This is a genomic window from Streptomyces sp. NPDC001744 (genome assembly GCF_042892575.1).
Classification (GTDB): domain Bacteria; phylum Actinomycetota; class Actinomycetes; order Streptomycetales; family Streptomycetaceae; genus Streptomyces.
The window spans coordinates 107027-133003 of the sequence record NZ_JBIAUG010000015.1; the positions used below are offsets into that span (position 1 = coordinate 107027).

Here is a 25977-nt window from a genome sequence, read left to right on the forward strand (position 1 = left end):
TGCGCGCCGTTCTCCGTTCCGGCCCGGCGGGAAGGCGCTCCACGAGGAGGGCCGTCCCGCCGCCGAGTCCGGCTCCGGCCCCTCGCGGACGCCTGCCGGGAGGCGGGCGCGGGCGTCCGGGGAGAACGGGTACGACGGCGGCGGGGACGACACGCCCGTGGTCCCGCCGGTGAGGAGTGCGATCACCGGGGGGCCTGCGTAGCCTGGGAGCCACCCCGGGGCCGCCCGGGGGAGGACGGCCGCTCCACGCCGCCGCAGGACGCCGGAGGAGAGCCGCGGAGGCCGCGTGTCGATGTACGAGGATGCCCTGACCGATCTGCTGGTCCGCTCCCGCCTGCGGGTGGGACGGGACCTCGCGGACCTCGTCCAGGAGGCGGGCCGGCGCCTGGGGTTCCGGGAGACGGCCCTGTACGTGACGGACCTTCAGCAGATCCGGCTGATCGCCCTGCCCCAGTCCGACGCCCCGGGGCGGTCGGCGCTCGACGTCGACGCGTCCCTCGCCGGCCTGGCCTACCGCACGCAGCAGGCGCAGCGGTCGCGCGACGGCGGCACCGCCTGGTTCCCGATGATCGACGGGGTCGAACGCCTCGGCGTCCTGATGGCGACCGCGCCCGCCCTCGACGACACCCTCCTCGGGCGCGGCGAGGCGCTCGCCGGGCTGACCGCCCTGCTCGTGAGGTCGAAGTCCTCCCACAGCGACCTGGTGATCGAGGCGGAACGCTCGAGGCCGATGACGGTGCAGGCCGAACTGCTGTGGGCCTTCCTGCCGCCCCGGACCATCGGCACGGCGGACGTGACCTCCTCGGCGGTCCTGGAACCCGCGTACGACATCGGGGGCGACACCTTCGACCACATCCTGGACGACCGCGGTCTGCACCTGACCGTCATCGACTCCATGGGGCACGACCTGGCCTCGGGCGGCGCCAGCGCGGCCGGGCTCGCCGCCTGCCGCGCGACCCGGCGCTCCGGCGGTTCGCTGACCGACATCGTCACCTCGATCGACCGCATCCTCGACCAGTGGTTCACCGACCGGCTGATGACCGCCGTCGTCGCCCACCTGGACACCTCCGACGGCCGACTGACCTGGATCAACTGCGGACACCCCCCGCCCCTGCTGATCCGCGGCGGCAGGGTGCTCCCGCACGTGCTGGCCCGGGAGCCCGATCTGCCGCTCGGATGGGGGTTCCTCGCCGGATCGCCGCCCACCGAACACACCGAGCGCCTCCAGCCCGGCGACCGGGTCCTCCTCTACAGCGACGGCGTCACCGAGGCCCGCTCGCCCGAAGGCGACCTCTACGGCGAGGAACGGCTGGCCGACACCGTCATCCGCGCCACCGCGGCGGGCGCGCCCGCCCCCGAAGCCCTCCGGCGCCTGGTCCAGGGGCTGCGGCAGCACCAGGAGCACAACTTCCGCGACGACGCCACCATCCTGCTCGTCGAGTGGCACCCGAGCGGCCGGAGGGCGGCGGCGCGCGGCCGGACCACGGAGGCGAGTGACCGTTCCGGACGCGGGTAGGCGCCGGTCCGACAGAGAGATCACGGCGAACCGTCAGGAGGGTTCATGAGCACGCCCCCGAACGACCCCGTCCCGCCGAGTCCCACGCCCCCGCCGGGACCCGGCCCGACGCCCGGCCCGCTGCCGGGACCGGTCCCCGGACCGGGCGGACCGGACCCCGTCCCGCCGGTACCGCCCCGGCCGGACCCGGACCCGCCGGCCCCGGTCCCGGCGCCGGAGCCGTTCCCGCAGCCGGGTCCGCTGCCCCCGCCGGGGCCCGGCCCCGAACCGGTGACCTGAGCGCCCCGCGCGCGGCCCCCGTCCTCCCCGGGCGGGGGCCGCGCGCGTGTCCGGTGTCAGCCGAGCGGCGGGACCCGCTCGGGCGGGGGCGGGGGACCGGGCGGCGTGCCGTCGCCGAACGGCCGCCCGCCGAGTTCCTCCCGTCCGTGGGGCGAGAGCCAGTTCCGGGTGTCCGGGCCCAGGGGGACGATCCCGGTCGGGTTGATGTCGCGGTGGACGCGGTAGTAGTGCGCCTTGATCTGGTCGAAGTCGATCGTGTCACCGAAGCCGGGCGTCTGGAACAGGTCCCGCGCGTAACCCCACAGGGCCGGAAGCTCCGTCAGCTTCTGCCGGTTGCACTTGAAGTGGCCGTGGTAGACGGCGTCGAAGCGCACGAGGGTCGTGAAGAGCCGGACGTCGGCCTCGGTGAGGGTGTCACCGACCAGGTAGCGCCGGCCGCGGAGCCGTTCCTCCAGCTGGTCCAGCCGCTCCCACAGCCTTCGGTACGCCTTGTCGTACGCTTCCTGGCTGCTCGCGAAACCGCACTGGTAGACGCCGTTGTTGACGTCCCGGAACACCTTCTCGGCCACGTCGTCGATCTCGTCGCGCCACTTCTCCGGGTAGAGGTCCGGGGCGCCGTCCCGCTGGTACGCCGTCCACTCGCTCCCCAGGTCGAGCGTGATGCGCGCGAAGTCGTTGGTGACCACCGCGCCGGTGGGGACGTCGACGATCGCGGGCACGGTGATGCCGCGCGCGTAGCCGGGGTCGCGGCGGAAGAACGCCTCCTGGAGCCGCTCGATGCCGAGGACGGGGTCCCGGCCGTCCGGGTCCAGGTCGAAGGACCAGCTGCGCTCGTCGTGCACGGGCCCGGCGATGCCCATCGACAGCACGTCCTCCAGGCCCATGAGCCGCCGCACGATCGCGGCCCGGTTCGCCCACGGGCAGGCCCGGGCGATGACCAGCCGGTAGCGTCCGGGCTCCACCGGGTAGCCGTCCCGGCCGTCGGCCGTGATCCGCGTCGTGAGGTAGTTCTGGTCCCGCTCGTACTCGCCGTCGTCATCCATGCTTCCGCGTCCGGCCTTCCGTGTGCGTGTCCGCCGGGCCGGCGGCTTCCTTCCCGCGGGGCGCGGGGTCCCCGGCCGGCCGGGGAGAGCCGTCCGGCGACCCGGTGGCGCCCGTGCGCCGCCGGATCGGCAGCATCGTCTCGACGGCGTCCCGCGCCAGGTGGTCGAGGATCATCCGGTTGACCCGCGCGGGCTGCTCCAGCGGGACCAGGTGGGACGCCCCGGGCACCACGGCGAGCCGGGCGTCCGGGAGCGCGCGGTAGAGGGCGGCGGTGTGTTCGAGGGTCATCATGTCGTCGTCGCCGGTCATGACCAGGGTGGACGCCCGGACGCGCGCCAGGTCCCCGGCGGTGAGCGTCGGCTGGGTCCGCCACATGTCGATCATCCTGGCCGCCACCACCGGCCAGTGGTCCGGGCCGTCCGGTGAGACGGCCTCGTACATCTTCCGGAAGAACTCCAGGTCAGGGCCGTCGGGCGTCATCGCGTCGAGCATCGACGGTTCGGCGAAGCACTCCGGTGCCGGGCGGAAGTTCGCCCCGATCACCACGACCTTGCGGACCAGGTCGGGCCGGGCCGCGGCGACGAGCAGGGCGACGACGCCGCCGTCGCTCCAGCCGACCAGGTGCGCCGGGCCCGCGACCACCCGTTCCAGGAACGCCACCGTGTCGTCCGCCATGTCCCGGTACGTCAGCGGACCCGCCACGTCGGGAGTGTGCCCGTGCGCGCGCCGCTCGGGCAGGAACAGGCGGTACGCGCCGGCGAGGTCGGCCCGCTGGGAGTTCCACGTCTCGTTGGTGCAGAAACCGCCGTGCAGCAGGAGCAGCGGATCGCCGCTCCCCTCCGTCTCGTACCAGGTCCTGACCCCGGGAAGATCGGCGTACTCGCCCATGCTCCAGCTTCCTCTCCGCAACCGCCCGCGCCTCGGCCCAGTCTCCGCCGGGCGCCGGGGGGACGCAAACGACGGCCCGCCGCACCGGGAGGGGGCCGGACCGCCGGTCCCCGTTCGAACACCCGGGAGGGTTCGAACGGGGAGGACGGGGCACCCGGAAGTTCCGATCCGAGAGGGGTGCATGGACATGAGCGCAGGGGGGACGACCGCGGCCGCGGCGAGAAGAACGGCCCGCGGGGACGTGGTGCGGGCGGGAGCCCGGGCGGGCTTCGTCGCACGCGGGGTGCTGTACCTGCTCATCGGCGTCCTGGCCGTACGCATCGGCCTGACGGGGACGAACGAGCAGGCCGACAAGGGCGGGGCCCTCGGGCAGGTCGCCGCGACGCCCTTCGGGGCGGTGATCCTCTGGGCCCTCGGCATCGGCCTCGTCGGCATGGCGCTGTGGCGGCTGTCGGAGGCCCTCTTCGGCTCCGCGGGCCCGAAGGGCGACAAGGCGCGCAAGCGAGCGCTGTCCGGGGCCAGGTTCGTCTTCTACGCCCTCTCGTCCTTCTTCGTCCTGTCCTTCGCGACGGGGAACCGGGACAGCGGAGCGGGCTCGACCGACCGGCAGAGCCACGACCTCACCGGCCGGCTGCTGGGTCTGCCGGGCGGTCAGTGGTGGGTCGGCGCGGTGGCCGCGGGGTTCCTGGCCGCGGGGCTGTGGATCGGTGGCCGGGCCGTGATGCGGAAGTACCGCAAGCGCCTGAAGTGGAACCGGATGTCGAAGAAGGAACAGCGCTTCATGGACGTGACGGGCATCGCCGGCGGTGTCGGGCGCGGGCTCGTCTTCGCCGCCGCCGGCTTCTTCGGCCTGAAGGCGGCGCTCGCCTTCGACCCGAACGAGGCCAAGGGCATGGACGACACGATCCGCTCGTTCGCGCAGACCCCGGCGGGACCGTGGCTCCTGGTCGCCGTGGCGCTCGGGCTCGTGCTCTTCGGGATCTTCTCCTTCGGCCAGGCCAAGTGGCGCGACGTCTGATCCGCCGTACGCGGGTGTCGGCGGCGGGCGGAGGGGACGGAACCCCGGCCCGGCGCGGGGAGCGGTGCCGGACACCGCCTCCCGCGCCGGGCCGCACCCGTGGGTGAAGGCGTGACGTTTCCTCAGCCGCCGTAGCGGCCGGTGCCGATCTCCCAGCGGTGGTACCCCGCGATCCAGGAGACGAGGCCGTCGACGTACCGGCGGGCGGCCTCGCGTCCGGCCGGATCCAGACCGAGGAGGTCGCAGATCCCGGGGACCTCGTCGGACAGCTCCACGAAGCGGTCGACCATCTCCTGGGCCTCGCGCATCACCTCGGCGGCCGCCTCCTCGACGGTGCCGCCGCGCTCCTCGCGGGCGATCATCACCAGGTTGGCGACGTCCCCCCGCGCGAGCTCCTGGGCGTAGGAGTGCACGTCATTGGTGAACGACGGTATGTCGGCCGCCAGCTGGCGCATCCTGCGGAGGGTCGGGTGGTGCAGCACCTCCTGGGGCAGCTCGAACCGGTTGAGCCGTTCGATCATGTCGAAGAGGGTCTCCATGGCGGCCGTGCCCCGGCGGAGCGCCAGGTACCCCTCCCGGTCGGGGAAGCGGCCGGACACGCGGCCGGCGGCCTCGGCGGGATGACAGGCGAAGTACCACTCCCAGTTGTAGGCGCTCCGGGCCCGCCACCGGGCGGACATGCCCTCCGCGCTGCGCTCCCAGAGGTCGGCGAAGGCCCGCTCGACGGGGGTGCGGGCGGCGGGCGCCGGACCGTCCCCGTGCAGGAGGGCCGTCAGCCGGGCGCAGACCTCCGCCACCTGCGCCGGGGAGCGGCCGAGGGTGGTGTCGAAACCGTCGTCGAAGAGGAAGTAGAAGCCGAGCAGGTCCGAGGCGAGCGCGAGGTCGTCGGCGGCGCAGTCGGGGCTGGTCAGCGCGGCGAGCCGGGGTACGTCCCACTGGTCGTACGCCTTCGGGGCCAGGGCCCCGGCGAGCCCTTCGTGACGGTCCAGCCACGACCGGTGGAGCCGTGCGGCGGACTCCCGGTCCGGGTGGGCCCGGGGCGGGAACGGCAGATCGAGTACTGCGGCCTTGAACACTGGCACCCTCCAGGCGCTGAGCCCGGGTGCCCCCAACGCCCCGCGGCGCGATCGAAGAGTACTTGAATCGATCACTAACTGCCAGAAACGCAAGGAGGTTTACTTTCGGACTGTCAGGAATTGAAGGACGGCGAGGGTGACTTGGGCATATGCCCGTCCGTGGGGACCGGCCGGACCTGCGGTCCGACCCCCCGCGTCCCGCTGCCGACGGCCGACCGGCCCCCGGGGAACCCGACGCGCCCCCTGTCCGGAACCGGACCCGGTTCCTCACGTGGAGTGGCGCCCGGACCGTGACCGGCGCCGGGGGCGACTCACCGCCGGGAAGCGCGGCGGCGCGGAGGAGGGCCGTGCGTCCGGGAATGGTCACGATTCTGTACGCACGGTCCCCGGCGGGCACGGAAGACTGGCCCCACGGCCGCCGACCGGCGAACCTGGACCACGTGCCCCACCCGTCCCTCCCCGCCCCGCCGCCGGACCGCCGACCGGGCGAACCCGGTTCCCGCGAAGAGCCGCGCGCGTCCGAAGCGCCCCGCGTGCCCGCTCCTCGCGACGCGCCCGCGACGCCCCGTACGGCCGGTCCACGCGAAGAGCCCGGCGTGGCCGGCGCGGTCGGCCCGTCCGGCCCGTCGGAGGCGCGCCCCTCCTCCCGCCGCCCCGCCGAACTCCTCGCGGCCGGGCCGGGATTCCCGAGGCCCTTCCGGTCCGGCGTGTCCCGGCCGGGCCGGACGGCGCGCCCCGCGCGCTGGTTCGGCACCCCCCTCGTCCCGCTGCTCACGGCGGCCCTCGTGGTGACCGCCTTCCTGCTCGTCGGAGCCGGCGCCGGGGACGGCGGGACCGTCGGCCGGGACGCGGCCGCTCCGCCGTCCCCCGTCGTCACCGGGGACCCCGGCCCGGCCGTCCCCCCTCCCACGACCGGCGCCCGGACGTCCGGCACGGCGGACGCCGGGACCACCGGCGCGCCGACGCCCGGCGGCACGCCGACGCGTACGACGCCCGGAGGGAGGTCCCTCCTCACGAGCGCGGCGCCGGAACCGCCCCGGCGCGGGAGGACCGCCTCCCCGGCAACCGCCCCCGCGACCGGACGGACCCCTTCCGGCAGACCGGCGAGCACTCCGCCGCCCGCCCGGCCCGTCTCCTTCGAGGCGCTGCGCGTGGGCGACTGCTTCGACATCGACCGCGCCGCGCCCGGCACCGCCGTCCGGCGCCCCTGCGACACGCCGCACTCCGCCGAACTCGTCGCCCGGCCCCGCCTGACCGGTCGTTACGCCACGGACCGGGCGGTGCGCGAGGCGGCCGCGGTCCTCTGCCGGGGGCCCCTGCGCGTCAAGGCGGCCCGGCAGCCGCTCGGCACGCGCTGGACGACCTTCGTCCAGTACCCGTACCGGACGAGCTACCTCCTCGGCTCGGACGCCGTGGCCTGCAGCCTGGCCGCCCCCGCCGCCGGCGGCGGAAGGATCGGCCACCGCCTCAGGTAGCGTCCGCCGCGAGGGCCGTCGCCAGGGCCGTCGCCGGGTCCCGGTCCGGCGGCCCCGCCGGGGACCACCGCCCGCCGGACCTGAGGTACGGCCACCAGCGGCCGTCCTCGCCGAGCCGGAGCTGCGCCGCCGTGCCCACCGCCGTCCACCGCGCGCCGCCCGCCCGGCGGAGGGCCGGCCGCTCGTCGTCCTCCCAGGCCGCCGAGAGCCGTGCCCCGGCGCGGTCCAGCGCACCGGCGTCCGGGGCCCACTCCTCCTCCAGGACGGCGAGGGCGGCGGCGCCCCCGAACCGCCACGCGCGCGCGGCGAGGTCCATGTCGGTCCGCGTCCGCCCCGAACCGGAGGCGAGCCGCGCCGCGATCCGGGGAGCGGGGGAGCCGGCGGCGAGCCGTACCGCGTCCTGGGCGACCGTCGGCGGCGCGTCCCCGGCCGCCGGGCCGCCCGCCTCCGCCTCCGACAGCCGGGTCAGCAGCCGGTGCGCGCGGGCCGCCGCGTCCGCCGCCAGGAACTCGAGGGCCGCCGGGTCCACCCCGGGTCCCGGTTCGGTGTCCGTGTCCAGGGACGGCGGCCGGCCCGGCGCGGCCGGGACGACCGGAGGATCCGGCAGCGGCGGCAGCAGGAAGGCCGACCCGTACGCCTCCCCGGCCGGCACGCCGGGCATCCCGTCGGTGCCCCCGGACGCGCCGCTCCCCGCGCCGTCCCCGTCGCACGCCGGGGGAGCGGCGCGCGAGGCGCTGCGCGCCTGCAGCTGGTCCAGCAGGGTCCGTTCGCCGCGTCCCCGCATCAGGAGCAGGACGAAGGGGTCCTCGTCGAGCAGGCGGGCCACCTGGTAGCAGAGGGCCGTCGTGTGCGAGCAGTGGTCCCAGGCGTCGCAGTCGCACTCCGGAACGAGGTCGCCGATGCCCGGCAGCAGATCGAGCCCGGCCGCCGCCGCGTCCTCCACCAGGTGCGGCGGCATCTCGCGGTCGAGGAGCGCCGCGATGTGCCCCGCGCTGTCCGCGGCGAGGCCGAGGAGCCGTTCCCACTCCTCCTCGGAGAACTCCCGCACCAGCACGTCGCTCCGGCAGGCCGTGCCGTCGCGGTCCTTGACCACCGCCGTGATCCGGCCGGGCCGCACCGACACGGCGCCCACCGCGCCCGCGCGCGCGTGGCGGCGCCCCGCCTTGAGCTGCGCGTTGTCGAGCGCGGTGTCCTCCAGGGCCTTGAGCCACGCCCGGCCCCACCAGGTCCGGGTGAAGCCCGCGCCCCGCGCCGGCGGCAGCGCCGCGAACGTCCGCTCGTCGTCCCGGTGTCCGTACCCGCTCATCGTCCGTCTCCCCGCAGTCGCACCAGCTCCGCCAGTTCGGCATCGGTCAGTTCGGTCAGCTCCGGCGGCATGTCCCCGCCGGTGCCGAGGACGGAGTCCGCCAGCTCCCGCTTGCGGTCGAGCATCACGGCGATCCGGTCCTCGATCGTGCCCTCGGCGATCAGCCGGTGGACCTGTACCGGACGGTCCTGCCCGATCCGGTACGCGCGGTCGGTGGCCTGGGCCTCCACCGCCGGGTTCCACCAGCGGTCGTAGTGCACGACGTGTTCGGCACGGGTGAGGTTGAGCCCCGTGCCGGCGGCCTTCAGGGAGAGCAGGAAGACCGGGACCCCGCCGTCCTGGAAGCGGGCGACCATCGCCTCCCGCTCCGCGACCGGTGTGCCGCCGTGCAGGAACTGCGTCCGTACGCCCCGCGCCGCGAGATGGCTCTCCAGGAGCCGGGCCATTCCCACGTACTGGGTGAAGACCAGGGTGCGGGCGCCCTCCGCGAGGATCGTGTCGAGGAGTTCGTCGAGCAGTTCCAGCTTGCCCGAACGGCCCGCGATCCTCGGGTCCTTCTCCTTGAGGTACTGCGCGGGGTGGTTGCAGATCTGCTTGAGCGCCGTCAGGAGCTTCACGACGAGCCCCCGGCGCGCCATGCCGTCCGCCTCGGAGATCGCCGCCAGCGTCTCCCGCACCACCGCCTCGTACAGCCCGGTCTGCTCGGGCGTCAGCGGGACGGACCGGTCGGTCTCCGTCTTCGGCGGCAGTTCGGGCGCGATGCCGGGGTCCGACTTGCGGCGGCGCAGCAGGAACGGCCGGACGAGCGCGGCCAGCCGCTCGGCGGCGGCGGGGTCCCTGCCTCCTTCGACGGCGGCGGCGAACCGGGTGCGGAAGGCGCCCAGGCCGCCCAGGAGTCCCGGGGTGGTCCAGTCGAGGATCGCCCACAGCTCGGAGAGGTTGTTCTCCACCGGTGTGCCGGACAGCGCCACGCGCGCGCGTGCCCCGATGGTCCGCAGCCGGCGCGCCGTCGCCGAGTAGGGGTTCTTGACGTGCTGTGCCTCGTCCGCGACGACGAGCCCCCAGTCCCGCGCGGCGAGCCGCTCGGCGTCGAGCCGCATGGTGCCGTACGTGGTCAGGACGAAACCGCCGTCGGCGAGCCCCTCCAGGTCGCGGGCCGCGCCGTGGAAGCGGCGCACCGGCGTGCCGGGCGCGAACTTCTCGACCTCCCGCTGCCAGTTGCCCAGGAGCGAGGCCGGACAGACCACGAGGGTGGGGCCCGCCGAGGCCGGGTCGGTCTGCCGGTGCAGGTGCAGGGCGATGACCGTGATCGTCTTGCCGAGTCCCATGTCGTCGGCGAGGCAGCCGCCGAGACCGAGCGAGGTCATCCGGTGCAGCCAGTCGAGTCCGCGCAGCTGGTAGTCGCGCAGGGTCGCGGCGAGCGCGGCGGGCTGCGGCACTTCGGGCCGCCCGCCCTCGGGCTCGGCGAGCCGTTCCCGCAGCCGCTCCAGCCACCCCGTCGCCGCCACCTCGACGGGCCGTCCGTCGACCTCGGTCGTGCCGGTGAGGACGGCCGAGAGCGCCTCCACGGGCGTGACCTCGCGGTCCTGGTGGGTCCTCGCGCGGCGGACCTCGGCGGGATCGACCAGGACCCACCGGTCGCGCAGCCGTACGAGGGGGCGACCCGCTTCGGCGAGCCGGTCGAGTTCGGTCCGGGTCAGCTCGTGGTCGCCGACGGCGAAGCGCCAGTTGAAGGCGAGCAGGGAGTCGGCACCGAGGAGGGAGGGCCCGGCGGAGGACCCCGTGGAGCCGCCGGTGGCGGCGTCGGGGCCGTACGGGTCGTGCGGGTCGTGCGCGTGGGGGGCCCGCGCCGCGCCCGCCGTTCCGGGCGCGTCCCCGTCCGCCGGTCCGATCACGGCCCGGGCGGTCAGCCGGTCGGTGAGTTCACGCGGCCAGTGGATCCGGACGCCCAGCGCCGCGAGGGCGTCGGCCGCCGGGCCCAGGAGCTCCGCGACCTCCTCGTCGGCGAGTTCGACGGCGTCCGGCACGGCGGCCGACAGGAGCGGGGAGAGCGGGGGCCAGACGCGGGCGGCGCGCCGCAGGGCGAGCAGGGCGTCCATGGGGGCCCGGGGGCCGAACGCGGCTCCGGCCGGTCCGGAGCCCGACCACACCTCGGCCGCGTCCGCGACCAGGTCCGGATCGGCGGCACCGCGCAGCCGGAGCACCGCCCGGAAGGCGGGCGCCTCCCGCGATTCGGCGGTGAAGCCGGGCAGTTCGATCCGGAGCGACAGCCGGACGCCCGCGTCGTGGACGGCCGCCACGTCGGCCGTCCACGCCCGTTGTTCGGGGGCGGGCCGGGGCTCGCGGGCCGCGAAGGCGGAGCCGCCGGCCGCGAGCGGTGCCGCCGGGGAACGGGGCAGGGTGTCCGCCACGGCGTCGGCGAAGGCCCGGAGCAGCGCCTCGGGTTCGGGCAGCAGCGGCTCGCCGGAAGGGGCCGGGGCGCCGGGGCGGACGGAAGGGGAGGGAAAGGGAGGGGGAAGGGGCACGGCGTGGGCCGCGGGCGGCATCGACGCGGCGAGCGTGCGCAGGTCCGCCAGCTCTCCGGGGCCGAGCGGTCCCGCCCGCCACGCGTCGTGGTCGCCGGGCGTGAGGCCGGGCAGGAGCAGGCCGCGCGCCACCAGGTCGAGGGCGAGCAGCGCGGCGGCGCCCCAGAAGGCGGTGGCGGGGGAGGCGGCGTCCGCGAACCGGGCGCGGGCGAGCAGCGGCAGGGCGTCCCCCACGGAGAGGGTGAGGGCGGGGACGGTCACGGGCCGGAGGGTGTCGCCGTCCACGACCGTGATCCCGGCACCGGACGCCGGGGTGCCGGAGGGGTCGGGCAACGGATCGCCGCCGGGCGACCAGAAGGCGATCCGCCCGGCGCGGGGCGGGTCGGCGGGGAGGAAGACGGCGGAGTGCCGGGGGAGGCGGCGAAGGGCTTCGGGTGAGGTCGCGGGGGCGGGTTCCTGGACGGGTTCGCGAGCCGAATCATCGGGTCCGTGCGACAGCGACAACGCATTCCTCAAATTTGACTACTGGGGGTTCGAACGGCCGAGGATACTCCACGAACCCCGTCGGAGCGCACCGGTCCGCAGTGTTCCGCGCCACACCCGCGCCCCCCGCCCGGGAGGGGGGTCCTCCCCACCCCGGCCCCCCGGCGCGCCCCCCGCCGCGGGCGGGTGGTGCCGCCATGGCCCCGGACGGGAGCGGGTCCGTACGTTCTTCACAGGCACCCACGGGCCGGTCTCCAGCCCCTCCCTCCCGACAAGGGCCCCACCCGGCCGGGCTTCCCGGCCCCTCCCTCCTGACAGGCGCCCACCGGCCCCCCTTCCGCCTCCCGTCCGCGCACACCGCCCCGAAGAAACCGGAGCCGCCATGTCCCAGGCCACCGTCCTCCCGCCGGCCGCCGCGCCCCCCGCCGCGCCCGCCCGCCACAGGGGCGGCAGCGACTTCGCGCCGCTCCTGCGGTCGGTCAGGGAGCAGGGCCTCCTCGAACACCGCCCCGGCTGGTACGCCCGCCGCATCGCCCTCAACCTCCTCGCCCTGGCCGCCGTGGTGGCCGGGCTCGCCCTCGTCGGCCCCTCCTGGTGGGCCCTTCCGCTCGCCGTCCCCCTCGCGCTGCTCTCCGCCCGCGCCGCCTTCGTCGGCCACGACGCCGGACACGCCCAGATCACCGCCGACCGCAGGACGAGCCGGATCATCCAGCTCGTCCACGCCAACCTCCTCCTCGGCATGAGCAGGGAATGGTGGAACGACAAGCACAACCGCCACCACGCGCACCCCAACCACCTCGACAAGGACCCGGACGTCGCGGCCGACGTCCTCGTCTTCGCCGAGCACCAGGCGGCGGGCCGGACGGGCCTGCGCGGCTTCCTCACCCGCCACCAGGCCGCGCTCTTCTTCCCGCTGACGAGCCTGGAGGGCATCGCGCTCAAGGTGTACGGGGTCCGGGCGCTCCTCGCGCAGGACGGCCCCTGCCGCACCCGGCGCGAACGGCTCGTCGAAGGCGGACTGCTCCTCGCCCACTTCGCCGGGTACGCGACCCTCCTCCTCGCCCTCCTCACCCCGCTCCAGGCCCTGGTCTTCGCCCTGCTCCACCAGATGCTCCTCGGCGTCCACCTCGGCATGGCCTTCGCCCCCAACCACAAGGGCATGGAGCGGCCGGACGAGCACGCGGACGGCGACAGCTGGGGCCATCTGCGCCGCCAGGTGCTCACCTCGCGCAACATCCGCGGCGGCGCCCTGACCGACTGGTTCCTCGGCGGGCTCAACCACCAGGTCGAGCACCACCTCTTCCCGAGCATGCCGCGGCCGAACCTCCCGCTCGCCCGGCCCGCCGTCCGGGCCCACTGCGCCGCCCTGGGCGTGCCGTACACGGAGACCGGCTTCGTGGACTCGTACCGCCAGGCCCTCGGTCATCTGCGCGAGGTGGGCGCACCCCTGCGCTCCGGGGCCGCCGAGTAGGGTCGGACGCGTCCACACGTGAAGTGATCACCGACTCGCGGGGCCGGTCCGCCGGTCCCCGGGTCGCAGGGAAGGGGAGTCCCCGTGATGAGCAGCGGTACCGTCACCGCGGTCAGCAGCAACGGCACGTACGCGTTCACCAAGCCCAACAGGGACGAGATCACCCTCCTCGCCGGACTCGGCGTGGAGGGCGACGTCCACGCGGGCGTGACGGTGAAGCACCGGTCCCGTATCGCGCAGGACCCGACCCGGCCCAATCTGCGCCAGGTCCACCTCATCCACGCCGAACTCCTCGACGAGGTCGCGGAGGCCGGTTTCGAGGTCGCCCCCGGCGCCCTCGGCGAGAACGTCACGACCCGGGGGATCGACCTCCTGGGCCTGCCCACCGGCACCCTCCTGCGCCTCGGCGCCGAGGCCGTGGTCGAGGTCACCGGCCTGCGCAACCCCTGCGCCCAGATCGACGCCTTCCGGCACGGCCTGCTCAAGCGGCTGGTCGGCCGCGACGAGAACGGCGGGATCGTGCGCAGGGCGGGGATCATGGGCATCGTGCTGACCGGCGGGGAGGTGCGGCCCGGCGACCCGATCGGGGTCGAGCTGCCGGAGGGACCGCACCGCCCGCTGGAGCGGGTCTGACGCCCGGCGGCGTCAGCGCTCCAGGGCGCAGGAGTTGACCACGTCACCGTCCGCCGGCCGTGCGATCGTACGGTCCGGCGGCGGAACCACGCCCTCCTCGACCCAGCGCGTCAGGGCGTCGAACGCCGACCGGTAGCACGGCAGGATCGGCCGCAGCCGGTCCGGGTGGGTGTCGTACAGGCCGTCGGCGTGCGTCCCGCCCCGCACCGTGTAGAAGCGGTGCAGCCGGTCCCGGCCCCGCGCGTCGACCATCCGCGCGTAGACGTCGGAATCCGTCGCGAGGGGCAGCAGGGCGTCCAGGTCGCCGTGGAGGGTGATCAGGGGCTTGCCGATCCGCCCGGTGAGCGCGACCCTCGCGACGGCGCGGTGGACGGACGCGGGCCGGGAGGCGTAGTCGTACGAGGCGTCCGAGGCGCACGGCGCGAAGATCTCCCGCGCGGTCCCGCCCGCGGTGGAGCCGGGGCAGGCCGGATCGTACGAGGGGTCGAACTCGGCCCGGAAGATCTTCTGCGTCAGCCCCCAGTACACCTGCTCGTGGTACGGCCAGAGGAAGCGCGAGTCCGGTGCGAAACCGGCCCCGATCAGGTCCTCGTCCGTGGCCCGGCCCAGGGAGCGGGCCACGGTGACGGGCAGGCTCGTCAGGAGGTTGGGGCCGTGCGCGGTCCACAGCACGCCCTCCCAGTCGACTCCGCCGTCGTACAGCTCGGGCCGGTTCTCCAGTTGCCAGCGCGTCAGGTAGCCGGCGTTCGAGATGCCGGTCATGTACGTGCGCGCCGGACGGCGGCCGTACCGCTGCCGTACGGCCTGTTGGGCGGCGACCGTCAGCTCGGTCACCCGGCGGTTCCACTCGGCCACCGCGTCGCCCGGCTTCCGCCCGTCGGTGAAGAAGTCCGGGCCGGTGTTGCCCTTGTCGGTGGCGGCGTAGGCGAAGCCCCGGGCGAGCACCCGGTCCGAGACGAGGGCGTCCGTGGAGTACTGGCGACGGGTGCCGGGGGCGCCGGTGACGACGAGCCCGCCGTTCCAGTGGTCGGGCAGCCGGACGACGAACTGCGCGTCGTGGGCCCAGCCGTGCGTGGCGTTGAGCCGGGAGTCGTCGGGGAAGTAGCCGTCGATCTGGACGCCCGGCACCCCCGAGGGGTTGCGGGTCCCCTTCGCGGCGAGCCCGGCCTGGTCCGCCATGTCGGTGTACGGCGTGCCGGCGAGCCCCGCCGTCGTCAGGTCGCCCAGACAGGCGGACCGTTGGTACGCGGCGCCCGGCACGTGGACCCGGTCCTGGCGGGCGCAGTGCGCGACGGCCTCCGCCCCGGCGGAGCTCGCGGGGGTGAGGAGGGTGGCCCCGGCCAGGAGCGCGGTGAGCAGGGAGACGCCCGGGAACAGGCGCATGACGGACCTCCGGTGGGACGGCGGAAAGGGGTGCGGCGGCACATCCTGCGGCGCGCGCCCCCCGCCGGACCATGGTCCGGGACCACACCACGGGCCCCCGTCCTGTGGGGCGCGCCCCGGATGCGGGTCCCCGACTCACTACGCTGCGGGGATGGACATTCCCTCGGTCGACGAGATACGCGCGTTGCACAGGAAGCACGCTCCGCACGAGGCGGCGTTCCACCGCGTCTTCACGCACTGCGAGATCGTGTGGCGGATCGCCGAGAGCCTGATGTCGCGCCTGGACGGCGGCGTGGACCCCGAACTCGTGCGCGCGGGGTGCCTGCTGCACGACATCGGGGTCTACCGCCTCTACGACACCGGAGGACGCCTCGACGGCCGGAACTACATCCGGCACGGGCTCCTGGGGCACGAGATCCTGGCGGCCGAAGGACTGCCGGAGGCGGTGTGCCGGTTCTGTTCGCACCACACGGGGGTCGGGCTCACCCGGGAGGACGTCCTGGCCCAGGGGCTGCCGCTGCCGCCCGCCGACTACGTGGCGGTCACCCCGGAGGAACGCCTGGTCATGTACGCGGACAAGTTCCACAGCAAGAGCACGCCGCCGAGGTTCCTGACCCCGGACACCTACGCGGTGTCCGTGAGCCGGTTCGGTCCGGACAAGGTGGCGGCGTTCGGCGCGCTGCGCGCGGAGTTCGGCGATCCGGAACTCGACGGTCCGGTCGCCGCGTACGGGCACGCCCTGACGTGAGGGACGCCGTCCCGGCGGCCGGGCCGGGCCCCGGGACGCCTTCGGGGCGGGCGTACGGCGATCCCGGTGGCGGGCGTACGGCCGTCCTCAGGACGGGCGCACGGCCATCGCGTCGAGGGCTTCGAGGAGCGCGGGGAGCCTCGGCCCCCGTGCCACCGGCAGCACCGTGCGCGGCGCCTCGTCGAGGAGGACGAACGCCATGTCGCCGACCCCGGCCACGAGCGACCAGCCGGGACCGTCCGCGCGCAGCAACCGCCCGTCGCCCGTCGTGCCGGAGACCGTCCGCACCCGTCCCACCGGCGGCGGCTCCTCCAGATAGCCGCGCAGCTCGTCCAGGGCCTTGCGCACCCCGTCGTAGGGGTCGCCCCCGGTCGCTGCGGCCGCCGTGTCCCTGGCGTCTCCTGTGTCCGTGGCGTCCCCTACGTCCGAGGGGCTGTCCTCCGCGTACGTGCCGTCGTCGTTCATCCGGGACCGCCAGGCGGCCCAGTGGAGCGCCACCTCGTCGGCGCCCAGACGGCGCTGGGCCGGGCCCCACACGTCGCCCGACGGCGGGACCAGGGGAGCGGGATCGTCCTCCTCCGGCTCCGGGTCGTGCGGCGCCGGGATGCCCGGGACGGAGGTCGCCAGGGCCAGCGGCCAGCCCGGGAGCCCGGTGACCACCGAACGCTCGTCCGGGGACAGGTCGTAGGCCATGCCGCAGTCCCAGGAGGAGATGGCCACGGCGACCAGCGCCACGTCGTCGACGACCACCGTCCACCGCGCCCCGCGGCCGTCCTGGCCGAAGACGAGGCCGTACCCCTCCGGGCGGGGCCCCAGCCCCAGGGCCGCGCAGGCCGCCGGGTAGTCGTCGCCGAGCACGCAGGGGAAGCTCGCGGGCGTCAGCAGCGCGGCGGTCAGCACGAACAGCGCGTCGGCGTCGGTCTCGGCGATCGGGTCCGTCCCGGCCACGGCAGCCTCCCCATCCGGTCGTCGGCGCACCTTAACCAGTGAGTAACCCGCGCGTCGAGGGCCCGACGCGCATCGGGGTCCTCGTACGCGCCGGGACCCGGCACCGTCTCCGGGCCCGCCGCCCGCTTCGGAGCCGGTCCGTCACGCGGGGGCCGTCCGGACGCCGCCGCCGGTCCGGTCCTCGCGGACGGCCAGGGCCAGGAAGCGCGTGTCCTCGTCGGTGTAACCGGCCGGACGCCAGCCGGACCCGGTGAGCAGGGCCCGCAGCCGGGGTTCGGCGCGCACGTCGTCGGACGTCGGCCGGCGACCGTGCCGTGCCGCGAGGGCGGCTCGTCCGACCGGGTGGAACAGGGCGAGCCGGCCGCCGGGCCGCACGACGCGGGCGAGTTCCCGCAGGCCGGCGGCGGCGTCCGCGAGGTGCGAGACGAGCCCCGCGGCGAAGACGGCGTCGAGCGCGCCCCCGCGCAGGGGCAACCGGCCCACGTCCGCGAGCAGCAGCGCTCCACCGCCTTCGCCGCCGCGCCCGGCTCCCAGGGCCTGTTCGAGCATCTCGGGAGTGAGGTCCGCCCCGACGACGGTGCGGGAGGGACCCACGGCGGCCCGGAGCGCCGGGAGCGCGCGGCCGGTTCCGCAGCCCGCGTCGAGGACCGCGTCGCCCGGACGCAGTCCCAGCTCGGCCACGGCGGCGGCGTACGCGGGACCGTCGTCGGGGAACCTGCCGTCCCAGTCGGCGGCGCGGACGCCGAAGAACTCCCGGACGCGCATGGGGTCGTCGCTCATGCGTCCATGGTTCCGCATCCGGGGGCGGGGGAGCGCGTGCTCGTCGCCCGTGAGGGCGGGGGCCGGCCGGGGCTCAGTCGGCGAGACCGGCCTCGGCGATCACCTTCTCGATCCGCACCCGGACCACGAGTTCACCGGGGACGGCGTTGCGCTCGCCGAACTCCTCCGCCCGCTCCTCCCCCATGTAGCGGGCGCCGATGCGGGTGGCCCAGTGACGCAACTCCTCGGTGTCCTCGCTGAGTTCGGCGCGCCCGAACAGGGAGACGAAGGAGAAGGGCGGGGTGTCGTCATCGACGCACAGGGCCACCCGTCCGTCGCGGGCGAGGTTGCGGCCCTTCACCGTGCCCCTGCCGGTGTTGAACACGAGGTCGTCGCCGTCGAGCACGAACCAGACCGGTACGACATGGGGACTGCCGTCGTCGCGCACGGTCGCGAGCTTGCCGGTGCGGGTCCCCGCGGACACGAAGGCCCGCCACTGTTCCTCGGTCATCTTCGTCATGTTCCCCATCCTGCGGCACGCGCGGATGTGATGCAGTGCTTGCCCTGTCCACGACAGTGCGTAAGGCTTGCGGCGACACGCGGGCCTCGGTGACACGGGGAGCACGGGAACCCGGTCGGCGGGGGCGCACCACCTAGGGGGAGGACCACCGATGGCGTTGGACAAGGGACTGGACTGGCTCCTGGACGACCTGACCCGGCGGGTCGGACACATACGGCACGCGCTGGTGCTCTCGAACGACGGTCTGGTGACGGGCGCGAGCAGCGGGCTGGCGCGCGAGGACGCCGAGCACCTGGCCGCCGTCTCCTCGGGCCTGCACAGTCTCGCCCGGGGCTCGGGCCGGCACTTCGGCGCGGGCCGGGCGCGGCAGACGATGGTGGAGTTCGACGAGGCGCTGCTCTTCGTGACGGCGGCGGGCGAGGGCAGCTGCCTGTGCGTCCTGAGCGCGGCGGAGGCCGACGTCGGTCAGGTGGCGTACGAGATGACGCTCCTGGTCAACCGAGTCGGCGAACACCTCGCCGTGGCGGCGCGTCAGTCCGGGTACCCGGGCGACGGCCTGTTCTGACCTCCGCCCCGGTTGTCCACAGGCGGTTGTCCACAGGGCGCCCACGGTTCGTCACTCTGCGTTACTTTCTGTTCGGCGGGCCACGCGGGACGTGCGGGTTCGCGACACGGAGAGAGTACGGACGTACGGGGAGGGCCGCGGGATGACGGCGGACGGTCACGGCGGGGCGGCGGGCGACGGGGTGGTGGACGGCGGGGCGGTGGGCGACCGGGCCCACACGGTGACGCCGGCGCGGGCCGCGCGGGAGCTGGAGCTGGGGCGCGACGAACTCGGGCTCGGCGTCCAGCTCGGACTGGTGAGGACGGTGCCGGCCGGCGGGGGCGGGCGATGGCGTGTCGAGCGGCGCGAGCTCGACCGTCTCAGAGCCGCGCCGGACTTCCCCGCGGGGCTGCGCGACCGGGTGCGCGCGGTCGGTACGGGGGAGGCCGCTGCGCTGCTCGGGATCGCCCCGGGCCGGTTCACCGGACTGGCCCGGACGGGGCACCTCAGCCCGGTGCGGTTCTCGCTGAACCGCTATCGGGCGGTGGTGTGGACGTATCCGGCGGAGGAAGTGGCCGAGTTCGGCCGGAGGTGTCCGGCGCTCCTCGCGGGGCGGCTGCCGCCGGACCTGAGGGAGCGCCTGGCCGCGCACGAGGACCTGCGGCCGAGGAACTGGCGTGCGCGACGGCTCGCCCTGCTGCTGCGCGCCACCGGCGAGCCGTGGACGCGGGCCTCCGCCGTCGCCTCCCTGCTCGACCCGGTCCAGGTGGCCGAGATCGTGGACGATCCGTACGAGCGCGCCCACCTCGACCGGCTGCGCCCGCCCCCGCCGACCGGGCTGCCGGTGTCCGCGGCGGCGCGCGAGATCGCCGAGCGGCTGATGCGGGCGGACGATCCGGACGAGATCCTCTGGCACCGGTTGAACCTGGCGCTCGCCCTCGACGAGGCGCGGGCCGCGTATCCGGCCCCGCATCCGGGGGAGGGCGTGACCGCGCCGCCGCTCCCGGCCGGAGGGGGGACCGGCCCGGTGTCCTCCGCCTGGACCGGCGCCCCGCCCGCCGCCCCGCCGGGGGCGGGGCCTGCCGCGCGACCCGGGGCGGCGGACCCGTGGGCCCTGCCGGTGGCGGTGCGGGGCGGACCGCGAGCGCTGTCGGCGCCGCCGGTGCCGCCCGTGGGTCCGGTACCGCAGCGGCCCCCGGGCCCGTTGCCGGAATTCCCGATGGCTGTCGCCCCGGCGGCCCCGGTGTTCCCGGTCCCGGACGCCTCCGTCCGGACGGCCCCGGAAGCCCCGGGCCCGGAAGCCTCGGTTCCGGAGCCGTCCGGGCGGCCGATGGCGAGGCCCGGCCGTCCGCCCTCCCGTCCGGCCCGCACCCGACTCCTCGACCGGTTCCGGCGGGGGAGGCCGGGGCGCGCGGCACGCACCCGGCGGCGGAGGCGTCCGGCGGAGTGGCCCTGAGAGCGGTCCCGTTCCCCTGCGGGACGGGGCGCCGGGCCACCGGCGTGCGAGGACGGCGGGGCCGGAGAGGAGGGGCGACCGGCCGCCACCGAGGACGTGGCGGCGGCCCTCGCGGTGCGGCGCCCCGGGAGGGATGCTGGAGGAGTGGCGTCACGGGTGCCCGGCGCGAGGAGCGGGCGGCGCCACGCGTGACCGGCGGACCACGAGGAGATGAGCGACGTGTACGACCTGCACATCGACACCGACGTCACCGTCCAGCTGAGCGACTGCGACCGGGAGGATGCCCGGGCCGTCTTCGGGGTCCTCGACGGGGTCTACCGGCTGGAGGACATGGCGGCACCGGACTCGTCGGCGGAGACGGCCCCGGCCCCCACGGTCTGGACGGCCACCTTCGACACGGCCGGAGGGCCGCACCGGGACGTGCGCCCCGCCCGTCTGTCCGCCCCGGTCGGCGTCACGCTCACCGGCGGCTACCGCGCCGTCGGCGAGGTGGAGAAGACGCTGGCCACAGGTTTCGAGGTCCGGTCCCTGCGCGCCGTCTCCGGCGACCAGGAGACCGAGGCGCGCCTGCTGCTCGCCTCCCGCTGAGGCCGGCGGGCGGATGCCGGGGCCGCCCGGGGGCGCGGCCGGACGCCCCGGGCCCTCGCGTGCCCGCACCCGGCGAGCGGCCCCCGGCCGGTGGCCCCTCGAACCCCGCGGCCCCTCGAAGTGCTCCCGCAGCCCTTCGAACCGCTCCCGCGGCCCCTCGAAGTGCTCCCGCACCCCTTCCGACCGTTCTCGTAACCGCTCGGAGTGCGCCCGCGCGCCCGCGCGCCCGCGCGCGGCCGGTGACCCCGCGCCCCGTCCCGCTATACACCCTGTGTAGAGTGCGTGTTCGGCCGCGCGTCCCGCTCTGACCAGGCGATGGCGGCCCTGTCGAAGACGTCACCGGGGAAAGCGGGTTCCAGCATGTTCCGATCCAGGCCGCGCCGACGTGGGGGAGCGGTCGTCGCCCTGCTCGCCGCCGCGTCACTGATGGTGACGCTGAGCGGCTGCGGAGTCGATCCCCTCACCCCGCAGGAGGCGCGGGAGGAGGCCGGAACGGACGGCAAGGCGGGCGGCCCGGCCCGCCGCACCGACTGCGCCAGGGCCAAGTGCATCGCGCTGACCTTCGACGCGGGGCCGGGCAAGGACACCCCCAGGCTCCTCGACGTCCTCAAGGAGAAGGGGGTTCCCGCCACCTTCTTCCTGCTCGGCAGCAAGCACGTCGACCGCTACCCCCAGGTGGTCAAGCGCATCGCCGACGAGGGCCACGAGGTCGCCAACCACACCTGGACGCACCGGATCCTGACGGACCTCGACGCCGCCGAGGTCCGCGAGGAGCTGTCGCGCACCCAGGACGCCGTCGAGAAGATCACCGGCCGGAAGCCCACCCTGATGCGCCCGCCCCAGGGCCGCACCGACGACACGGTGTCCGACGTCAGCCGGGAACTCGGCCTCGCCCAGATCCTGTGGAGCATCACGGCCAAGGACTACTCCACCACCGACTCGGCCCTCATAGAGAAGCGCGTGCTCGAACAGGCGCACGGCGACGGGATCATCCTGCTCCACGACATCTACGACGGCACGGTCCCGGCGGTCCCCCCGATCGTCGACGAGCTCAAGCGGCGGGGCTTCACCTTCGTGACGGTGCCGGAACTCCTCGCTCCGGGGAAGGCCGAGCCGGGCACCGTCTACCGTCCCGAGAAGGACTGACAAGGTCCGCCGAAAACGGGTGAGGTGCCTCACATGCCCCACGGGGGAACTCTCGGAACATTCGGGAGGGACCCGTCGTTGTCCTCTGTGTGACGGCGAAGGGGCCCGGTCCCCCAGGTCCCCCCGCCGGAGGCGACCGCCCTTCGTCCGTCACGGCGAACGGCCCCGGTTGGAACCCCCCGTCCAACCGGGGCTCTGTCGTTCCCGGCCCGTTTTTCGCCCGGCGTCGGACCCGCCCGGCGTCAGACCCGGGCGGGAGCGGCGGTCGGGTGGCGGAGGGCGGAGGCGAGCATCAGCCCCGCCCCCCGGACGACGCTGGTCGACGGATCGTTCGCCAGACGGAGGCGGGCCCGCAGGAGGTGGGCCAGCCGGGCGGTCACGTCGAGGCGGAAGGCTCCGCCGCCGGTCACCAGGACCCCCCGGCGCAACGCCCCGCGGACGGCACCGGTGCGGTCGTGCCGCCACAGGTCGCTCACCATGTCGGTGGCCGTTCCGGCGACCGCGTCCGGGGCGCTTCCCGTCTCCGGGAGGTCGTCGACGCCTGTCTCGGCGAGCCGCGCGTCCTGGACGAGGCCGTCCACCACGAGCGTGACCTCGGTCAGCTGCGCGCCGAGATCGACCACCAGCAGCGGCCCCTCGCCGGCCGGGGCCGCGTAGGCCGCCGCGGCGCGGGCGCTGTCCACGGCGAAGACCCGGACCGCGCCGAGACCGTCCACCACCCGCTTCACGGCCTCCCGCTCCTCCCGGCCGACGAGCACCGGGTGGGTCAGCATCACCACGGTGTCGTGCCCGTGGCCCGGGGCCGCGGCCGTCAGGCGCCGCAGCAGGTGGAGCTGCGAATCCGTGTCGGTCACGCGACCGCGCCGCACCGGCCCGCTCGGCACGTCCGCGTAGACCCCGGCTCCGGGTGTCCAGGCACGGGTCCGGGAGCTGCCGATGTCGAGCGCGATTCCGCGCACCGGCTGCCCGGCACCCCGGACGCCCCCTGCTGACCCGAACGCACCCATCGTCTCCGTCGCTTCCGTCTGCTCGTCGCGGACCCGCTGAATGCGAGGCCGACATGGCACATCACTATGCAGTATCCGCAACAACAGCGCCATGCTTCTTTGGATCGAAGGGAAGCCGCCGGTGCGGATCAGCCCTCGGCATCCAGCCACAGGTCGGGCCCGAACACCTCGTAGTGGACGTCGGCGGCGGGGACGCCCAGGCCGAGGAGATCGCCGCGCACCGCGCGGAGGAAGGGCAGCGGCCCGCAGAGGTAGGCGGTCACGCCCTCCGGCAGGTCGAGCGTCGTGACGTCCGCGCGCCCCGGCCGGGCCCCGGAGTCGCCCGGCTCCTCGTACCAGAGGTGCAGCGTCCCCTGCGGCAGGGCGTCCACGAGGCGTCGCAGTTCGGCGGCGTGCGCGTGGTGCCCGGGGGCGCGGTCGGCGTGCACGACCGTGACGGGGCGGGTCGACCCGGTGCTCACGAGGTGGTCGAGCATCGCCAGCATCGGGGTGCTGCCGATTCCGGCGGAGGCGAGCAGCAGCGGGCCGTCGCCCCCGGGCAGGACCAGGTCGCCGAACGGTGCCGAGACCTCCACGGCGTCCCCCGCGCGCGCGTGGGCGTGCAGCCAGGACGAGACCTCGCCCGCCGGGTCGCCGTCGGCCCGCTTCACGGTGATCCGCCACTGCGGACGCCCGGGGGCGGAGGAGAGGCTGTACTGGCGGATCTGCCGGGCGCCGTCGGGCAGGGCGACCCGGACGCTCACGTACTGGCCCGGCCGGAACGCGGTCGCGGGGCTCCCGTCGGCGTGGCGCAGCGTGAACGAGACGGTGTCGGCCGTCTCCTCCCGCCGCTCGGCGATCTCCATCGTCCGCCAGACCCGGCCCTCGGCGACACCGGACTCCTGGTACAGCCGGGCCTCCACGGCGACGAGCGCGTTGGCCATCAGCCAGTACACCTCGTCCCAGGCGCGGGCGACGTCGGGCGTCACCGCGGCGCCGAGGACCTCCACGATCGCGGCGAAGAGGTGCTCGTGCACGATCTTGTACTGCTCGGAGGTGACCCCGAGCGAGGCGTGCTTGTGGGCGATCCGGGACAGCATCGCGTCGGGCCGCCGGTCCGGGTGCTCGAGCAGGGCGACGGCGAAGGCGGCTATGGAGCCGGCGAGCGCCTTGCGCTGCTCGCCGTTCGCCTGGTTGCCCCGGTTGAACAGGTCGCGCAGGAGCTCGGGGTGGGCGGCGAAGAGGCGCCCGTAGAAACGCTCGGTGATCTCGTCCAGGGCGCCGCCGACGGCGGGAAGGGTGGCGCGGACGACCGGCACGGCCTGCTCGGACAGCATGAGAACTCGCAATCTGGTAGATCATCTACCTGTTTAAGGGTGGAGGGGAGGGCGTCCCCGAGGGGTGCGATCAGGAAGGGGGGCGCGGGGTGAGGGAGAGGAGCAGCGGACCGGTCGGCGAGGACACGAGTTCCGCCACGGTCAGCGGGTCGAGCACGCGGTAGAACGCCTCCTGGGCCTCGCGGAGCTTCCCCCGCAGCCGGCACGCGGTCCGGAGCGGGCACGGCGGATCGCCCTCGCAGGCGACGACCTCCTCCTCGCCCTCCAGGGTCCGGGCCAGCCACCCGACCGACGAGCGCCGGCCCAGCTCCGTCAGGACGAGCCCGCCTCCGCGCCCGCGACGCGCCTCGATCACGCCGAGGTGCTGGAGCCGGGTGACCACCTTGGCCATGTGGGCGTGCGGCACGTCCATCGACTCCGCCACCTCGCGGGTGGTGACGGACTCCTCCCCGGGGGTGACCGCCAGGCGCATCACGGCACGGAGCGCCAGGTCGGTGAACTTCGTCAGCCTCACGGCCCGACCGTATCAAAGTGGTATTTCATGTACGCATTAGGGGGGCAAGGTTCAGTCGCGACGCAGGGCGGCCAGGGCGCGGTCCGCGTGCGCGCTCGTCCGCAGCTCGCTGCGTACGACCTCCCGCACCCGCCGGTCCTGCCCGATCACGAACGTGACCCGCTTGGTCGGCGCGAGCGAGAACCCGCGCCGGACGCCGAACCGTTCCCGTACGGCGCCGTCCGGATCGGACAGCAGGGGGTAGCCGAGGGAGTGGCGCCCGGCGAACTCCCGCTGCCGCTCCACCCCGTCGGAGCTGATGCCGACGGGCAGCGCGCCGGCGGCCCGGAACTCGGCCGCCAGGTCGCGGAAGTGGCATGCCTCGGCGGTGCAGCCGGGGGTGAGCGCCGCCGGGTAGAAGAAGAGGACGACGGGGCCCTCGGCCAGCAGTCCCCTCAGGGAGCGCGGGGTGCCCGTCTCGTCCGGAAGGCTGAAGTCCTCGACGAGGTCACCGACGTTCATGGAGGTCCGTCCCCGATCCGTCCCGATGCGTCACCGGTGCCTCCGGTGACCGGTCGGCGACGTTACCGCAGGGTAAGGGCGGCGGTCGCCTTCTCGGGGGACCGCCGCGCGTCCCCGGTCGCCGCCTTGCCCGCCGTTCCGGTTCCCGCGGCGGCGCGCCGGTCCAGCACGGCGAGGACGCGGGCGCACCAGCGCAGGTTCTCCTCCTCGAAGGCCCGCCCGCGCATCAGCGTGAGGTACGGCCCGATCCGCTCCGCCCCGCCCAGGTACGCCTCCTCGTCCCGGCCGTCGAGCATCCGCTCCCGCAGCCGGTCGTAGCGGCCCAGCTTCTCCCGGGCCACCTCCATCCGCCGGGCCACGGACTCGCGGACGGCCCCGGTGTCTCCCCCGTCGCACGCCTGGACCTGGACCATCAGTTCGTCGCGGACGGCGCTCAGGCGCGGGGGCGCCGACGTGTAGAGGGCCAGGTCCCGCCTGCCGGACTCCGTCAGGCTGAACATCCTCTTGTTGGGGCGCCGTTCCTGCTCCACCATCCGGGCCGTGATCAGACCGGCCCCGGCGAGCCGTTCCAGCTCGCGGTAGAGCTGCTGCGGGGTGGCGGCCCAGAAGTTGGCGACGGACACGTCGAAGATCTTGGCCAGGTCGTATCCGGATGCCTCGCCCTCCAGGAGGGCGGCGAGGACGGCGTGCTTGAGGGACATCCGGACACGCTAGCAGTCCGTTGAATAGTTTCCTCCGCACCTATTCAACGGAAGAAGGATCATCGGACCGGCGAAGGTCCCGCGGGCCGGACGGGCCCTTCACTGGCACGTCCGTCCGGCCCCTGCCTAGGC

At 75.2% G+C, this 25977-nt stretch carries 24 protein-coding genes; 10 read left to right on the plus strand and 14 right to left on the minus strand.

Going from position 1 to position 25977, the window contains the following annotated elements; all coding sequences use genetic code 11:
- Positions 1 to 292: 292 nt before the first annotated feature.
- The gene (locus ACFYZY_RS19240) at positions 293 to 1516 is read left to right on the plus strand and encodes a PP2C family protein-serine/threonine phosphatase (protein ID WP_388695570.1); all 1224 of its coding nucleotides are present in this window, start codon (positions 293 to 295) and stop codon (positions 1514 to 1516) included.
- Positions 1517 to 1851: 335 nt separating this feature from the next.
- Here the strand turns inward: ACFYZY_RS19240 and ACFYZY_RS19245 are convergent, their stop codons facing one another.
- Positions 1852 to 2838: a glutathione S-transferase family protein gene (locus tag ACFYZY_RS19245; RefSeq protein WP_388695395.1), complete on the minus strand. Its 987-nt coding sequence runs from the start codon at positions 2836 to 2838 to the stop codon at positions 1852 to 1854.
- Positions 2831 to 3727: an alpha/beta fold hydrolase gene (locus tag ACFYZY_RS19250; protein ID WP_388695398.1), complete on the minus strand. Its 897-nt coding sequence runs from the start codon at positions 3725 to 3727 to the stop codon at positions 2831 to 2833. The genes ACFYZY_RS19245 and ACFYZY_RS19250 overlap by 8 nt, the downstream gene beginning before the upstream one ends.
- A 187-nt stretch (positions 3728 to 3914) precedes the next feature.
- On the opposite strand from ACFYZY_RS19250, the gene ACFYZY_RS19255 reads away from it, so the two are divergent.
- The gene (locus ACFYZY_RS19255; RefSeq protein ID WP_388695400.1) at positions 3915 to 4745 is read left to right on the plus strand and encodes a DUF1206 domain-containing protein; all 831 of its coding nucleotides are present in this window, start codon (positions 3915 to 3917) and stop codon (positions 4743 to 4745) included.
- A gap of 122 nt (positions 4746 to 4867) precedes the next feature.
- Here the strand turns inward: ACFYZY_RS19255 and ACFYZY_RS19260 are convergent, their stop codons facing one another.
- A complete protein-coding gene (locus ACFYZY_RS19260; protein ID WP_388695401.1) occupies positions 4868 to 5821 on the minus strand; it encodes a terpene cyclase in 954 nt (317 codons plus the stop codon).
- A 596-nt stretch (positions 5822 to 6417) separates the two neighbouring features.
- Between ACFYZY_RS19260 and ACFYZY_RS19265 the strand changes: the two genes are divergently transcribed.
- A complete protein-coding gene (locus ACFYZY_RS19265) occupies positions 6418 to 7296 on the plus strand; it encodes a hypothetical protein (protein WP_388695404.1) in 879 nt (292 codons plus the stop codon).
- On the opposite strand, the gene ACFYZY_RS19270 is transcribed toward ACFYZY_RS19265, so the two are convergent.
- Both ACFYZY_RS19270 and ACFYZY_RS19275 read right to left on the minus strand, forming a co-directional pair.
- Positions 7289 to 8602 carry an SWF or SNF family helicase gene (locus tag ACFYZY_RS19270; RefSeq protein ID WP_388695405.1) on the minus strand — a complete coding sequence of 438 codons (1314 nt, stop codon included), beginning with the start codon at positions 8600 to 8602 and terminating at the stop codon, positions 7289 to 7291. The two genes, ACFYZY_RS19265 and ACFYZY_RS19270, sit on opposite strands and share 8 nt — an antisense overlap.
- Positions 8599 to 11631, minus strand: coding sequence for an SNF2-related protein (locus ACFYZY_RS19275; RefSeq protein ID WP_388695407.1), 3033 nt, complete (start codon positions 11629 to 11631; stop codon positions 8599 to 8601). The genes ACFYZY_RS19270 and ACFYZY_RS19275 overlap by 4 nt, the downstream gene beginning before the upstream one ends.
- A gap of 361 nt (positions 11632 to 11992) precedes the next feature.
- Here ACFYZY_RS19275 and ACFYZY_RS19280 point away from each other — a divergent pair, with 361 nt between their 5' ends.
- Complete coding sequence (locus ACFYZY_RS19280; RefSeq protein WP_388695409.1) at positions 11993 to 13081, plus strand: acyl-CoA desaturase; 1089 nt, start codon at positions 11993 to 11995, stop codon at positions 13079 to 13081.
- An 87-nt stretch (positions 13082 to 13168) separates the two neighbouring features.
- A complete protein-coding gene (locus ACFYZY_RS19285; protein WP_388695411.1) occupies positions 13169 to 13714 on the plus strand; it encodes an MOSC domain-containing protein in 546 nt (181 codons plus the stop codon).
- 12 nt (positions 13715 to 13726) lie between these two features.
- Here ACFYZY_RS19285 and ACFYZY_RS19290 read toward each other — a convergent pair whose 3' ends face one another.
- Positions 13727 to 15097 (minus strand): tannase/feruloyl esterase family alpha/beta hydrolase, encoded by a 1371-nt coding sequence (locus ACFYZY_RS19290; protein WP_388695414.1) that lies wholly within the window; start codon positions 15095 to 15097, stop codon positions 13727 to 13729.
- A 151-nt stretch (positions 15098 to 15248) separates the two neighbouring features.
- Between ACFYZY_RS19290 and ACFYZY_RS19295 the strand changes: the two genes are divergently transcribed.
- Positions 15249 to 15845, plus strand: coding sequence for an HD domain-containing protein (locus ACFYZY_RS19295; RefSeq protein WP_388695416.1), 597 nt, complete (start codon positions 15249 to 15251; stop codon positions 15843 to 15845).
- Between the two features lie 87 nt (positions 15846 to 15932).
- On the opposite strand, the gene ACFYZY_RS19300 is transcribed toward ACFYZY_RS19295, so the two are convergent.
- The 3 genes from ACFYZY_RS19300 to ACFYZY_RS19310 form a co-directional block, all read right to left on the minus strand.
- On the minus strand, positions 15933 to 16793 hold the full coding sequence (locus ACFYZY_RS19300; RefSeq protein ID WP_388695417.1) for a hypothetical protein: 861 nt from the start codon (positions 16791 to 16793) through the stop codon (positions 15933 to 15935).
- Positions 16794 to 16934: 141 nt separating this feature from the next.
- Positions 16935 to 17573 carry a class I SAM-dependent methyltransferase gene (locus ACFYZY_RS19305; RefSeq protein WP_388695419.1) on the minus strand — a complete coding sequence of 213 codons (639 nt, stop codon included), beginning with the start codon at positions 17571 to 17573 and terminating at the stop codon, positions 16935 to 16937.
- Positions 17574 to 17646: 73 nt separating this feature from the next.
- A complete protein-coding gene (locus tag ACFYZY_RS19310; RefSeq protein WP_388695421.1) occupies positions 17647 to 18072 on the minus strand; it encodes a PPOX class F420-dependent oxidoreductase in 426 nt (141 codons plus the stop codon).
- 151 nt (positions 18073 to 18223) lie between these two features.
- Here ACFYZY_RS19310 and ACFYZY_RS19315 point away from each other — a divergent pair, with 151 nt between their 5' ends.
- From ACFYZY_RS19315 to ACFYZY_RS19330, 4 genes are all read left to right on the plus strand, one after another.
- Entirely contained in the window at positions 18224 to 18637 is a 414-nt protein-coding gene (locus tag ACFYZY_RS19315; RefSeq protein WP_388695423.1) for a roadblock/LC7 domain-containing protein, read from the plus strand.
- Between the two features lie 142 nt (positions 18638 to 18779).
- Positions 18780 to 20072 (plus strand): DUF6397 family protein, encoded by a 1293-nt coding sequence (locus ACFYZY_RS19320; RefSeq protein WP_388695426.1) that lies wholly within the window; start codon positions 18780 to 18782, stop codon positions 20070 to 20072.
- A 210-nt stretch (positions 20073 to 20282) separates the two neighbouring features.
- A complete protein-coding gene (locus ACFYZY_RS19325) occupies positions 20283 to 20660 on the plus strand; it encodes a hypothetical protein (protein ID WP_388695429.1) in 378 nt (125 codons plus the stop codon).
- Positions 20661 to 21020: 360 nt separating this feature from the next.
- On the plus strand, positions 21021 to 21806 hold the full coding sequence (locus tag ACFYZY_RS19330) for a polysaccharide deacetylase family protein (protein ID WP_388695431.1): 786 nt from the start codon (positions 21021 to 21023) through the stop codon (positions 21804 to 21806).
- Positions 21807 to 22048: 242 nt separating this feature from the next.
- On the opposite strand, the gene ACFYZY_RS19335 is transcribed toward ACFYZY_RS19330, so the two are convergent.
- The 5 genes from ACFYZY_RS19335 to ACFYZY_RS19355 form a co-directional block, all read right to left on the minus strand.
- Positions 22049 to 22813, minus strand: a complete 765-nt coding sequence (locus tag ACFYZY_RS19335) for a rod shape-determining protein (RefSeq protein ID WP_388695433.1) — start codon at positions 22811 to 22813, stop codon at positions 22049 to 22051.
- A 128-nt stretch (positions 22814 to 22941) separates the two neighbouring features.
- Complete coding sequence (locus ACFYZY_RS19340; RefSeq protein ID WP_388695436.1) at positions 22942 to 24129, minus strand: globin domain-containing protein; 1188 nt, start codon at positions 24127 to 24129, stop codon at positions 22942 to 22944.
- Between the two features lie 70 nt (positions 24130 to 24199).
- Complete coding sequence (locus tag ACFYZY_RS19345) at positions 24200 to 24643, minus strand: RrF2 family transcriptional regulator (RefSeq protein ID WP_388695437.1); 444 nt, start codon at positions 24641 to 24643, stop codon at positions 24200 to 24202.
- A gap of 51 nt (positions 24644 to 24694) precedes the next feature.
- Positions 24695 to 25144 carry a peroxiredoxin gene (locus tag ACFYZY_RS19350; protein ID WP_388695440.1) on the minus strand — a complete coding sequence of 150 codons (450 nt, stop codon included), beginning with the start codon at positions 25142 to 25144 and terminating at the stop codon, positions 24695 to 24697.
- Positions 25145 to 25206: 62 nt separating this feature from the next.
- Positions 25207 to 25845, minus strand: a complete 639-nt coding sequence (locus tag ACFYZY_RS19355; RefSeq protein ID WP_388695442.1) for a PadR family transcriptional regulator — start codon at positions 25843 to 25845, stop codon at positions 25207 to 25209.
- Positions 25846 to 25977 lie beyond the last annotated feature (132 nt).